The following is a 12,203-nucleotide window of genomic DNA, read 5'->3' on the forward strand; positions in this document are numbered from 1 at the left end:
GCCCGCGTCCGGCGTTCATCTCGCCACCTCCTGCTTGGCCTGGGCAGCCGCCAGGCCGTTCACGATCACTCCCGCGAGCGCGACGTACGCCCTGCGGCCGCCTGTCCGGAGATGGGTGATGTCGACCGGTCCCGGCCGTCCGGGCGCCAGCTCGTCCTCCCAGGGGATGCGGACGATCGCGCGGCACCTGCCGCTCGCGACCGCCTCCGCCTGCTCCACGTCGGGGAGGCTGCGGCGGCTCACTCCGTTGATCACCATGACCGCCCGCCGCCGCAGGTCGGAGCAGCCGTGGCCGTCGAGCCACTCGTACGTCATCGCGACCGCCTCGGAGGCGTCCTCGCTCGCGGGGGCGACCAGCACGAGCTGGTCGGCGTACGGCAGGAGGCGGGCGGCCAGCGCGGCCGCGGGGTCGATGACGGTCAGCCGGTAGTGCCGGTCGAGCGCGGCGAGCGTCCGGCGCCAGTCGGCCAGGAACGCGCGTTCCGCCAGGCGCTGCGTGACCCGGTCGTCGGTGTCCGCTCCGACGACCTCCAGCCCCGACTCGCAGCGCGTCGTGTAGGACCGCATGCCGAGGTAGCCGGTCACCTCCTCGGAGCCCTCCAGCAGCGAGCTCAGCGTCTCCGGCGACTCTGCGGCGATCCTCGTGGTCAGCGTGCCCTCGCCGGTGTTCGCGTCGAGCGCGAGCACCCGGTCGTCTCGGTATCGGGCCAGCGTGTGGCCCAGCATTAAGGCCGTGGTCGTCTGCCCGGCGCCGCCCGTGCAGCCGAGCACCATGATCCGCCTGCTGGTGGTCAGCGGGACGCGGGCGCGCGCCTCGTCGACCTCCATGCCGTCCGTACGGCTGCCGCCCACGACCACCTGCGCCAGGCGCCGCCAGCCGCCGGAGGGGTCGCGGCCCACCACCGCCTCGACCCGGCGCAGCCGCGGCGGCTCCTCGTGCCCCGGACGGCCGGTCGGAGAGCCGGCGGCGGGCAGCGCGGGCCGCGCACCGGACGGGGCCGCGTGGCGAGGCCCGGCCGGGACCGTCCGGATCGGCACCCCGGCCGGACCCGCCGGAGGCGTCACGCTCCCCTTACCCGTCGGTCCTACCGGTCCCGGACCGAGGCCGTACGATCCCTCCCGATGACCGGCACCAGGCTGGGCGTCACCGGGCCGCGCATCACCGGGCCGGCCGCCGGGCGGCTGCGGCTCGGAACGGTGCGCGGCGGGGGGCTGCGAGTAGGGCGGCCGGATCCTGATCGGCTGCGCGACCGGGGCGGAGACCTCACCGGCCGGGTCCGCGTCCGCGTCGGTGCCGGCGCTGGTGTTGGTGCTGGTGTTCACAGGCCCGGCAGCGGCCGTCGCGCCCGTCCGGACCGGCCCGGTGGTCGTCCCGTCGGCCGGCTCGGCGCTCTCCGGGACGTCCGCGATGTCCGCCGCGATGTCCGCGGGCCGATCGGGCGGGGTCTGGGCCTGTGCCGCCGCGGGGAACGCCTCTCCGGACGCTCCGCTCTGCTCACGGGGCCGCACCAGCCGAGGCGGACGCCCCCTGCGGTGCTGCGCGAGAACGTCGGCGTCCTCCCGCCGCGCGGGCGCCTCACTCCTCCCCGTGCCCGGGTCGGAGGCGGCGGATTCGGAGGCAGCAGGAGCAGCGGGAGCGGCGGGAGCGGCGGAGGCGACAGGAGCGGCGGGGGGCCGGGCCTCCGCGCTCTCGTCCGGCGCTGTCCCATGCTGCCGCGTGGCCTCGTCGCGCTCGGAAGCCGCCCTCGGAGCGTCCTCCGGGGCGGTCTCTGCGGCCGATCCCGTGGTGGTCTCTGCGGCGGTTCCTGCGGCGATTTCTCGAACGGCCGATGCGGCCGGCGGGTCACCGGCCCGCTCACCGTCCGAGTCGTGCCGGTCCGAGTCGTGCCGGTCCGAGTCGTGCCGGTCCGGGGTGAAGAACGCCGGGTCGGCGGGCCGTACAGAGCGGGGTTCGGCCGAGGCGGCGAGCCTGCGCAGGCGGCGCAGCGTCTCGGTGCCGAGGGGCGGCACCGGATGGGTCCCCGAGTGGGACTCCGAGTGGGGCTCCGCGTGAGGTTCCGGGTGGGACTCCGAGGCGGCGGGGCTCGCGCCGGGCGCCCGCCGATCCCAGCCCCAGCCCTGGCTCTCGCTCTGACCCTCGCCCTGGTCCTGGCCCTGCGACTCTGTGTCGTGGATCGCGCGGTCGGGGGCGGTGCTGTCGTGGACCGCGCTGTCCTCCCGTCCGGCGGGAGGTCCGTCCGGGTGACGGTCCCGCTCGGGATCGGCCGTACGGGCGGGGTCCGCCGGCGGCGCGGACGGCTGCGGCAGGGAGAAGACCCGTTCACCCGTGACGTCGCCCTTGGCCGCGGCCACGGCGCCGCTCCAGGGGAGCGGGGCGGGGCTGCCGGTGGTGACCGGCACGGCCGCGGCGGCAGCGGCGGCCACTGCGGGCCGCACGACGCGGGACGGGTCGAGCGGCGGCCCGCCCGCGTGCGCCGCGGCGGCCCGTGCGGAGGCGCCTGAGGCGTGCGCGGTCTCCGGGGCGGCGGCGGCCTTGACCGAGATCGGGCGGCGCGCCCTGGCTCCGGCCCCCCGGAGGGCGGCTCTGCCGTTGCCGGTGACGACCGGCGGAGTGGTCCGCCAGACGCGACCGGTGAGGGCGATCTCGTCCGGCTCGTCGAACGGAGCCATCCGGCACCAGGTCTTGGGCTCGGCCATGTAGCGAACCTGCGACTGCAGAAGCTCGGTGAGACGCTTGTTCTCGATGACCGGACGGGTGGACAGCCAGGTGAGCACGCCGGGAGGAACCAGGTAGACGACGTGCCACGGCGCCTCCAGCGGCAGTCTCACCAGAAGGAGGAAGAGCCACCAGGGTACGGAGACACCCACGAACACACCGATCCAGACGACCGGAAGCGGCATCGGCAGCCGTAGGTCGTACAGCTTGTACAGCCGCTTCTCAATACGCCAGATATTGGTATATGTGGGCAGATCCACCCCGAACCTCCTCTCCGCCCGTCACTTGATCCCGAGCGCGCCCGCGATGGCCTTCGCTGTCACCTCGATGATGTTGGGAACGTAGAAGATCACACCGATCGCGATCGCCAGGATGATGAACTGCACGAACCTGGTGATCTCACGGGTGAAGAGGAAGAAGATCGCCACGACGGAGACGACCGCGAGGAACAGCGGGGCGAAGAACTTCCTGAGGAATTCGGCGAGACCTTCGGTGTTGATGCCCGTCACCGGCGCCGGCGACGGTGCGGCGAGATCAAGGAAATGATCCGCGATGGTCTTCACAATCAACTCTCGCCCTCCCGGGGGTATGGATCAGCGATGTCTGTGCCGGGCATGCGCTACCCCACGGACCGGTTCGCACCCTGGATGTCCTTGACGAACCACTTGCCGCCCTGCTTCTCGATCGTCAGCTCGTAGGCCTGTTCGAGGCCTCCCGGCTCGCCCGCCGGGTCCTGGGACGGACTCGGCGCCGCCGCGTCCCCGGAGGCCACTGCCCACACCACCACCGCGGTCACCTTCCTGCTGTCGGCGCCACCCGGTGGCACGGACACCTTCTTCAGCTCGGCGAAGGCGAACCTGCCGTTGAAGCCCTCGATCGTCACGCCGTTCGCGACGTACCGCTGCAGATCCACCTGGTTGCCCGCGGCGTACGCCTTGAAGAAGCCTTCGAGCTGGGGACGCAGTTCGGCCTCGGTGGCGGAGTCGCTGTCGGGTTCGGCAAGCTGCGGCAGACCGGCCGGGCCGGGGTCGGGCAGCAGGGCGGGCTGCGCCGACACCACGAACCTGCCGCCGTCGTAGTAGACCGGCACGGACAGCAGGCCACGGGCGTCCCCGGACTGGTACGACACGCTCACCCGGGCGTTGTGGTCGTCGATCACGTCGATTCCCGCGTACTGGAAGGCGCCGGCGGACATGCGCCCGTAGCCGTTCCAGCCGAACTGCGCGTCGGCTCCCTCCGGCAGGAACGCCTTCAGCCGTTCCGCACGCTGCTGGGGGTTGGCCGCGTCGTAGTTGAGGTAGACCGCCGCGAACTGGTCCGCGAAGGCCGCCGCCCGCGTCGTCGGGAAGGCGGACGTGACCGTTTCGGCCGGAGTGGTGCCGGTGCCGGTGTCCTGCATGGAGCGCTCGAACAGCGCCCGGACCCCGTTGACCACGATCACGATGATCAGGGCCCAGAGGATCGCGCGTCCGGCCCAGACGAGCCAGCGGCCTCCGCCGCCGCTCCATCCTCTGCGCCGGGGGGCCGTGCCGTGAGCGGCGATCGACCGGTCGAGGCCCTCCGGAGGGTACGGCTCAGGGTCGCCAGCGATCCGAGGATCCTGCTGGACGTCTGACCTGCGAGCCATCACGCCTCCGCTCGCGCCGATCCATCCGGCTGGCGCGGTTTCCTCTTGCTCTCGTTCCGGTTAGCCGCATTGAAGTATTCACCCTAGCGGTCTAGCCAATTCTTCCAGGTAAGCCACGCCCATGGTGCAAGCATCGCCGCGAGCGAGCAAACCAGGTCTACATCGCGTTGTGAGGCGCCACGTCTATCCACTCTGCGGAAAAGCGCGTTATGCCTGGCCAGCGGGGTCGGCGATTACCTAACCGCCACCTATTGGTGTCTTCACAGCCTGGAGAGATGGCGATGCGGACGTACCGCCCGGAGCCGGCCCCCGCACGCGAGGGTCCCGCACGCGGCACGTGCGGGACCCTCTCCGATCGGTCGTGCGCGCTCGTCACTGGCAGGACGAGGACGAGGAGGACGCCTCGCTCTCCGTCCCGAGGCTCGACTCACCGGAGGTGGACGACTCCACCGACGACTCGACGGACGACTCCTGGGACGACTCCAGTGACGACTCGGGCGAGGACGGTAGCGAGGACGACTCGCTCGGCAGCTGCGCCATCGCGTCGCTCGCCAGCTGCTCGATGCGCTTCTGGGCGCTGGCGGCCTCGTCCCTGATGCGCTGCATGGCGCTGCCGGCCTCTGCGTTGATGTCGGCCCGCGCCTGCTCCATCGTGCCGCTCAGGCCGCCCATGCTGCTCAGGCCGCTCAGGCTTGAGCCGCGCCACTCGCGCGAGAACGACGAGCTCGGGAACTGCTCGCGTACGGTGATCGAGAGGCTTGAGGGCCGGGCGGCCACGATCGGAGCGGCCATCGGGATCCCGGACATCGGGATCCCGGACATCGGAATGCCCGCCGGCAGGGCGGACGTGGAGATCGCCTGCGGCATCGCCGCCAGGGTGGCGGGCAGTTCCGGCACGGCGATCGTGGAGATGGCCGGCACCTCGGCGACCGTGCTCAGCGAGGGCTCCAGGACGGTGGTGTAGGCCAGCGAGCGCGCCGAGCCGCCCGGCACCCTTTCCTGCGGCGAGATCGTGGCGGCGGAGGCCGCGCCGCTCGCCAGAGCGACCCCTCCGGCCGTGAACGTCGCGGCGATGATCGCCGAGAGAGCGAGCTGTCCGGACTTGCGATGCATGGTCCCTCCTTGGGCCCGTATCGGGTCGCGCAGGTCGAGCCACCTGGGCTTTCCCTGACTCCCGAATTGCGCCGCGGGCGCCTCCCTCTCCCGGATCAAACCGGCATACCGCCAGAAATGGGATCGATTGCTGAAAGGGAGGATTCACCTGACGAGTTGCCGCCCAACGGCCTCAATTCGATGCTCAATGGAACGTCCCGAGGGAGTCCAGGGCACTTGATACAAGCGTTTCCGCAGGCCATGGAGGATCTGACCGATGGGAGAACCGCGGCGGATGTTACCGCCACGCGTCTTGGGACCTCCTTGTACGGAAGGGGACGCTGAGGTGAGGAGACGGATGGCCAGGCCCGCCCGGCCCGGGGTTCAGGCCTGGTAGGGCGGCATGACGCCCCAGCCCCAGCGCGGCACCGGCTCCTCGCCCGGCGGTGTGACGCCCGACTGTGAGAAGTGGACGGCCAGGCGGGTCCCCCACTCGACGTAACCCGCGAACGCCGCCCTGAACTCCGGGTCCGCGGGCAGCCCGACCTCGTCGGCCGCGTCCATGAGCAGGCTCACCCACCTTCGGCGCTGCTGCTCCGTGATGCCCTTGCCGAGGTGGTGGGAGACCATGTGCGAGTGGCCGCCGCGCTCCTCGCTGTAGCGGGCCGGGCCGCCGAAGACCTCGCCGAGCCACATCGCCACGTACGCGGGGTGACGGGCGTCCATGTGCGCGAAGAGCGGCCCGACCAGGTCGTCGTCCTTGACCCGCCCGTAGAACGCCTCGGTCAGCCGGTCCAGCGCCTGCGCGCCCCCGGCCCACTCGAACAGCGTGGGCTCGGTCTTCTCGATCACCTTCTCGTAGTGCCGCATCTCCTCGATGTCCGACACGTACGGTTTGATCTCGGCGAAGAACTCGCGGAAGTGCTCGCTGCCACGGAATCCTTCGAGGTGGTCACGGGCCGAGGTCCAGATGATCCGCAGGATGTAGCACGCGGGCTCGTCCACGCAACGGGACAGTTCGTAGTCGAGGCACTGCGGCGCCCGCCCGAGCGGCACGACGGCGCGCCGGTAGGCGGCCTCGAACTCCTCCCCGTCGGCGACCCGGTAACGGATGTATTCGACGATCACCAGCACCCACCCCTTTGTAATTATGTAATCAGAGCCAAGCTACCCGCCTCCAGGGAAACGATCAATGTAAACCGCGGGCGAAGGGCTCAGCGGATGTGGTCGAGGCCGGTCAGGCCGGCCGAGAGCGCCCAGAGACGGGCCGCCTCGTCGTCGTCCGCCGGGCCTTCCCCGGTGACGCGGCAGTCGGCGCAGTAGGCACCGCCGTGTCCGTCGAGCTCGCGGGCCGTGGCGGCCCAGACCGGTGTCGCCGCACCCTGCTCGGGCGTCCTGAACAGGCCGGGCGCCGCGTTGCCCTCGGCGTCGATCCAGCCGGCGGCGACCATCTCGCCGTCCGTCAGGTGCCGCTGGAGCGGAGTGCGGATCCAGCCGGGGTTGACGGAGAACGCGTGGACTCCGTACGGCCCGCCCAGCCGATCCAGGTGACGGGCGAACAGGATGTTCGCGAGCTTCGACTGGGCGTAGGCGGCCCACTTGTCGTAGCCGCGGGTGAACTGCGGGTCGTCCCACCGGATGCGCCAGTCCGCGCCGTACCCGGAGGAGACCGAGACGACCCGGGCCGCACCGGTGACCGTGAGGGCGGGCCACACCAGATGCGTCAGCGCGTAGTGGCCCAGGTGGTTGACGGCGAACTGCGCCTCCCAGCCGGGCCCCACCCGGGTCTCGGGGCAGGCCATGATCCCGGCGGCGGCCATCAGGATGTCGATGGTGGCCCTCCGGTGCAGGAACCGCTCGGCGAACGCCCGTACGGAATCCAGGTCGGCGAGGTCGAGCCGCTCGACCTCGGCCCTCTCGACGCCCGCCAGTGCCCGCCGCGCCGTCTCGGGCCGGCGGGCCGGGACGACGACGCGCGCCCCGGCGCCGGCGAGCGCGCGGGTGGCCGCGAGACCCACGCCGGAGTACCCGCCGGTGACGACCGCGGTCCTGCCGGTCAGGTCGACCCCGGCGAGAACCTCGCCGGCCGTACTGGCGGCGCCGAACGCGCTCCGTCCCGTGTCCCACCCGGGGTCCCGCCCTGTGTCAGCTGTCGTGCCAGGTGTCGTGTCGCTGGTCATGACGCGGACGCTAGATGTTAGACCGAGGTCTAGGTCAACCGGTTACGATCACCGCGTGACGGCTGAGGTCCTGCATATCGGCGAGGTGGCCAGGCGCACCGGCCTGAGCGTGCACACGCTGCGGCTGTACGAGCGTGAAGGGCTGCTCGCGGGCGAGGTGCTGCGCGACGAGGCCGGCCGGCGGGTCTACAGCGCCTGGGATGTCGAGTGGCTGGGCAACTGCGTGAAGTTCCGCGCCTCCGGCATGCCGCTGGCGGCGATCGGCCGGCTGGCCCGGCTCGTGCGCGAGGGCACCGGCAACGAAGCGGAACGACTCGAGGTGCTGCGCGAACACCGCCGCCACGTCGCCGAGCGGATCGCGCAGCTGCAGGACTGTCTCGACCTCGTCGACGGCAAAGTGGCCGCGTACGAACGGCACCTCGCCGCCGACGGCATCGGAGAGCCCTGGTAACAGCAACCGAAGCCGGCTCAGACGTTGAAGCGGAACTCCACGACGTCGCCGTCGCGCATGACGTAGTCCTTGCCCTCGATGCGTGCCTTGCCCGCGGCCCTGGCGGCGGTCATCGAGCCCGCCTCGACCAGGTCGGCGAACGAGATGACCTCGGCCTTGATGAACCCGCGCTGGAAGTCGGTGTGGATCACCCCGGCGGCCTCGGGCGCGGTGGCGCCGCGGCGGATCGTCCAGGCCCGCGCCTCCTTGGGCCCGGCCGTCAGGTAGGTCTGCAGGCCCAGCGTCTCGAACCCGACCCGGGCGAGCTGGGCGAGACCCGACTCCTCCTGGCCGACGGACTGCAGCAGCTCCAGCGCCTCGTCGTCGGGCAGCTCCACCAGCTCCGACTCGATCTTGGCGTCGAGGAACACGGCCTCGGCCGGGGCCACCAGCGCCGAGAGCTTGGCGCGCAGGTCGTCGTCGGTCAGCTCGTCCGCGTCGAGGTTGAAGACGTACAGGAACGGCTTGGCCGTGAGGAGGTGCAGCTCACGCAGGTCGGCGAGGTCGATGCCGGCGCCCTTGCCCCCGGCGTACAGGGTCGTGCCGGTGTCGAGGAGCTTCGCCGCGGCCTCGGCCGCCTCCAGCAGGACCTTGCGGTCCTTGTTGGTGCGTGCCTCCTTCTGCAGGCGGGGCACCGCCTTCTCGATCGTCTGCAGGTCGGCGAGGATCAGCTCGGTGTTGATGGTCTCGATGTCGCGCTGCGGCGACACCTCGCCGTCCACGTGGGTCACGTCGGGGTCGGAGAAGACCCGGATCACCTGGCAGATCGCGTCGGTCTCGCGGATGTTGGCGAGGAACTGGTTGCCCCGGCCCTGTCCCTCGGACGCGCCCTTGACCAGGCCCGCGATGTCCACGAACTCCACCTTGGCGGGCAGGATGCGGGCGGAGTTGTAGATCTCCCCCAGCGTGTCCAGACGCGCGTCCGGGACGCCCACGATGCCCACGTTCGGCTCGATCGTGGCGAACGGGTAGTTGGCCGCCAGGGCGTTCCCGCTCTTGGTCAGCGCGTTGAAAAGCGTGGACTTACCGACGTTGGGCAGGCCGACGATGCCGATGCTCAGGCTCACGTACCACGAGTTTAGGGGCCTCGGCGGGTGCGCCGGACATCGGCGGCCCCGGCCCCCCTCCTGGGCGCGCCTCCCCGTTTGGCATGCCAATGCCTGAAATCATCCAGACCGTGGATGTCGTGGCTCTCGTACTGGGACTCGCCGTCGGCCTGGTGACCGGTCTGGCGCTCGCCGGGATGCGAACCGCGGGCCGTACGGCCGAGGCCGCCGCCAGGGTGGCGGAGGCCGAGGCGAGGACGCGAGCGGCGGAGGACAAGGTCGCCTACGTCGAGAACCAGCTCACCGAGCGCTTCCAGGCCATCTCCGCGCACGCTCTCGACGTCGCCAACCTGCGCTTCCTCGAACTGGCCGAGAACCGGCTCAACACGACGAGAGCGGAGGCGGCCGGCGACCTCGACCAGCGCCGTCAGGCGGTCGAGAACCTCGTCGCGCCGCTCCGGGAGACGCTCGCCAAGGTGGAGAGCCAGCTCAGGGAGAGCGAGTCGGGCACCCGCGCCGCCAGGGCCGAGCTGAGCAAGCAGATGGAGTTCGTACGGGAGAGCTCCGAACGGCTGAAGGCCCAGACGGACGCGCTGGTGCGGGCGCTCCAGCGGCCGGAGGCCCGGGGGCGCTGGGGGGAGCTGCAGCTCCGGCGGGTGGCGGAGATCGCCGGAATGGCGCGGTTCTGCGACTTCGACGAGCAGGTGAGCGCCGTCACCCGTGACGGGCTGGTCCGTCCCGACATGGTCGTACGGCTCAGCGGCGGCAAGAACGTCGTCGTGGACGCGAAGGTGTCACTCGCGGCCTACCTGGAGGCGGCCGAGACCGCCGATCTCTCCTTCGCCTCGGCCCGGCTCGACGCGCACGCGCGGCACCTGCGCGAGCACGTGGACCGGTTGGCGGCCAAGTCGTACTGGCAGGCCTTCAGCCCGTCGCCCGAGTTCGTGGTCCTGTTCATCCCCGGCGAGGCGTTCCTCGCGCCGGCGCTGGAGCGCGATCCCGCGTTACTGGAGTACGCGATGCGGCGGCGCGTGCACATCGCCACCCCGACGACGCTCGTGACGATGCTGCGCACCGCGCAGTACGCCTGGCAGCAGGCGGCGGTCAGCGAGAACGCCAAGGCGGTGTTCGACCTGGGCAAGGAGCTGTACGACCGGCTCGGCGGCCTCGGGCGGCACGTGGACTCCCTGGGCAGGGCGCTCACCCGGGCGGTCACCGCGTACAACCAGACGGTCGGCAGCCTGGAGAGCCGCGTCCTGGTCAGCGCGCGGAGGATGAACGACCTCGGTCTCGTGGACTACTCGCTCGACGCCCCGGCGGCGGTGGAGGAGGTCCCCCGGCCGGTCGCCATCCCCGAACTCGAAGGTGAAGAGCGGGTAAGCTCCCCTCCCCCGCATCGTCAGAACAGGTAAATTGGCGCGAGACTTGTCGTGAGGGGGGCCCGATGACAGGCACCGGTCGAGCCGGGCTGCGGCTGACCGCTCGGGGGGCGATCGTCATGCTCTTCGTGATCACCGTGGTGGGTCTCCTGCCGAAGCTGCCCGGGCCCGCGTTCGTGGCCGGCTGCCTCGCGGCCGTCCTGCTCGTACGGCCCCGCGACCTGCTGCCGCTGGTGGTGACGCCCCCGCTGGTCTTCTTCCTCGCGGCCCTGCTGGTGGAGCTGCTGCGGTCGCTCGGGTCCGGCTCGATGCTCCCGACGTTCGGGCTCGGCATGTTCACCACGCTCTCGTCGGCCGCCCCGTGGCTGTTCGCCGGCTCGGCGCTGGCGCTGGGCGTCGCCTGGATGCGCGGCCTGCCCGGCAACCTCAGGGAACTGCGTACGGGCGCCGTGCCCGAACCCGCCGGCGCGAAGGTCGCGAAGGTCGGCGGCGCGAGGGTCGGTGCGGCCCGCGCCGCCACGCCCGGCCGCGCCCGCAGGGGCCGCGGCCAGGCCTTCGACCCCGAGCCCGAGGGCTACTTCGAACCCCGCGTGTACGGCAAGGCGGCCGACGAGTAGGCCGTTCGCACGGCCGGTCGTCCGTGTGGGACCTCAGGCAGGCGCGTCTACCCGGCGCGCAGGTCGCGGCGCAGTTCGTGGGGCAGGGCGAAACGCATGCTCTCCTGCACCGACTCGACCTCCTCGACGTCGGCGAAGCCGAGGCCGGCGAGCTTGGCGAGCACGCCCTGCACCAGTTCCTCCGGCACCGAGGCGCCGCTGGTGAGGCCGACCGTGCGGACGCCCTCCAGCCACTCCTCCCGTACGAAGGAGGCGTCGTCGACGAGGTAGGAGGCGGCGGCGCCGTAGTCCTTGGCGACCTCGACCAGCCGCTTGGAGTTGGACGAGTTGGCCGAGCCGACGACGATGACCAGGTCGGACTCCGCGGCGATCTGCTTCACGGCCGTCTGGCGGTTGGAGGTGGCATAGCAGATGTCGTCGCTCGGCGGGTCGATGAGGTTCGGGAAACGCGTACGCAGCCGGGCGACGGTCTCGGTGGTCTCGTCCACCGACAGGGTCGTCTGGGAGAGCCAGACCACCCTCTCCGGGTCACGGACGGACACCTCGCCGACGCCGTCGAGGCCGTCGACGAGCTGGATGTGCTCGGGGGCCTCACCGGCGGTGCCCTCGACCTCCTCGTGCCCCTCGTGCCCGATGAGCAGGATGTCGTAGTCCTTGGCCGCGAACCTCTTGGCCTCGTTGTGCACCTTCGTGACCAGCGGGCACGTGGCGTCGATGGTCTTCAGCCGGCGACCGGCGGCCTCCTCGTGGACGGCGGGGGCGACGCCGTGGGCGGAGAACACGACGATCGCGCCCTCGGGGACCTCCTCGGTCTCCTCCACGAAGACGGCGCCGCGCTCCTCCAGCGTCTTCACGACGTGGGTGTTGTGCACGATCTGCTTGCGTACGTAGACGGGCGCGCCGTACTGCTCCAGCGCCCGTTCCACCGCCTGCACCGCGCGGTCGACTCCCGCACAGTAGCCGCGGGGCTTGGCGACCAGGACACGGCGGTTCGCTGAGGTCTGCACGTCCATGTTCCTATGCTATGTGGAACGCGAGCCGCCTCTTGACCCTGGT

At 71.5% G+C, this 12,203-nt stretch carries 11 protein-coding genes; 3 read left to right on the top strand and 8 right to left on the bottom strand.

Annotation, left to right across the window (positions count from 1 at the left end; translation table 11 throughout):
* Positions 1–15: 15 nt before the first annotated feature.
* From HHX33_RS19950 to HHX33_RS19975, 6 genes are all read right to left on the bottom strand, one after another.
* Positions 16–2,976 (bottom strand): TcpE family conjugal transfer membrane protein, encoded by a 2,961-nt coding sequence (locus tag HHX33_RS19950; protein WP_182875917.1) that lies wholly within the window; start codon positions 2,974–2,976, stop codon positions 16–18.
* Between the two features lie 21 nt (positions 2,977–2,997).
* Entirely contained in the window at positions 2,998–3,270 is a 273-nt protein-coding gene (locus HHX33_RS19955) for a hypothetical protein (protein ID WP_396777362.1), read from the bottom strand.
* A gap of 65 nt (positions 3,271–3,335) precedes the next feature.
* Positions 3,336–4,343: a conjugal transfer protein gene (locus HHX33_RS19960; RefSeq protein WP_182875918.1), complete on the bottom strand. Its 1,008-nt coding sequence runs from the start codon at positions 4,341–4,343 to the stop codon at positions 3,336–3,338.
* A gap of 372 nt (positions 4,344–4,715) precedes the next feature.
* Positions 4,716–5,456 (bottom strand): hypothetical protein, encoded by a 741-nt coding sequence (locus HHX33_RS19965; RefSeq protein ID WP_182875919.1) that lies wholly within the window; start codon positions 5,454–5,456, stop codon positions 4,716–4,718.
* A gap of 363 nt (positions 5,457–5,819) precedes the next feature.
* Positions 5,820–6,569, bottom strand: a complete 750-nt coding sequence (locus tag HHX33_RS19970) for a group II truncated hemoglobin (RefSeq protein ID WP_310741447.1) — start codon at positions 6,567–6,569, stop codon at positions 5,820–5,822.
* 80 nt (positions 6,570–6,649) lie between these two features.
* Complete coding sequence (locus HHX33_RS19975; RefSeq protein ID WP_182875920.1) at positions 6,650–7,615, bottom strand: oxidoreductase; 966 nt, start codon at positions 7,613–7,615, stop codon at positions 6,650–6,652.
* 55 nt (positions 7,616–7,670) lie between these two features.
* Here HHX33_RS19975 and HHX33_RS19980 point away from each other — a divergent pair, with 55 nt between their 5' ends.
* Positions 7,671–8,066, top strand: a complete 396-nt coding sequence (locus HHX33_RS19980; protein WP_244302377.1) for a MerR family transcriptional regulator — start codon at positions 7,671–7,673, stop codon at positions 8,064–8,066.
* Positions 8,067–8,083: 17 nt separating this feature from the next.
* Here HHX33_RS19980 and ychF read toward each other — a convergent pair whose 3' ends face one another.
* Positions 8,084–9,172, bottom strand: a complete 1,089-nt coding sequence (ychF, locus tag HHX33_RS19985) for a redox-regulated ATPase YchF (protein WP_182875921.1) — start codon at positions 9,170–9,172, stop codon at positions 8,084–8,086.
* Positions 9,173–9,282: 110 nt separating this feature from the next.
* Between ychF and HHX33_RS19990 the strand changes: the two genes are divergently transcribed.
* Together HHX33_RS19990 and HHX33_RS19995 are read left to right on the top strand one after the other, a co-directional pair.
* Entirely contained in the window at positions 9,283–10,563 is a 1,281-nt protein-coding gene (locus HHX33_RS19990) for a DNA recombination protein RmuC (protein ID WP_182875922.1), read from the top strand.
* Between the two features lie 32 nt (positions 10,564–10,595).
* The gene (locus HHX33_RS19995) at positions 10,596–11,147 is read left to right on the top strand and encodes a DUF6542 domain-containing protein (RefSeq protein ID WP_182875923.1); all 552 of its coding nucleotides are present in this window, start codon (positions 10,596–10,598) and stop codon (positions 11,145–11,147) included.
* 47 nt (positions 11,148–11,194) lie between these two features.
* Here HHX33_RS19995 and HHX33_RS20000 read toward each other — a convergent pair whose 3' ends face one another.
* Positions 11,195–12,160 (bottom strand): 4-hydroxy-3-methylbut-2-enyl diphosphate reductase, encoded by a 966-nt coding sequence (locus HHX33_RS20000; RefSeq protein ID WP_182875924.1) that lies wholly within the window; start codon positions 12,158–12,160, stop codon positions 11,195–11,197.
* Between the last annotated feature and the right edge of the window lie 43 nt (positions 12,161–12,203).

The organism is Microbispora sp. H10670, assembly GCF_014161385.1.
GTDB classification, from domain to species: domain Bacteria; phylum Actinomycetota; class Actinomycetes; order Streptosporangiales; family Streptosporangiaceae; genus Microbispora; species Microbispora triticiradicis.

What these genes read in the sequence shown, in the direction of transcription:
- HHX33_RS19960 (WP_182875918.1), bottom strand. Translation starts at nt 4,343, where the DNA reads ATGGCTCGCAGGTCAGACGTCCAGCAGGATCCTCGGATCGCTGGCGAC.
- HHX33_RS19965 (WP_182875919.1), bottom strand. Translation starts at nt 5,456, where the DNA reads ATGCATCGCAAGTCCGGACAGCTCGCTCTCTCGGCGATCATCGCCGCG.
- HHX33_RS19975 (WP_182875920.1), bottom strand. Translation starts at nt 7,615, where the DNA reads ATGACCAGCGACACGACACCTGGCACGACAGCTGACACAGGGCGGGAC.
- HHX33_RS19995 (WP_182875923.1), top strand. Translation starts at nt 10,596, where the DNA reads ATGACAGGCACCGGTCGAGCCGGGCTGCGGCTGACCGCTCGGGGGGCG.
- HHX33_RS20000 (WP_182875924.1), bottom strand. Translation starts at nt 12,160, where the DNA reads ATGGACGTGCAGACCTCAGCGAACCGCCGTGTCCTGGTCGCCAAGCCC.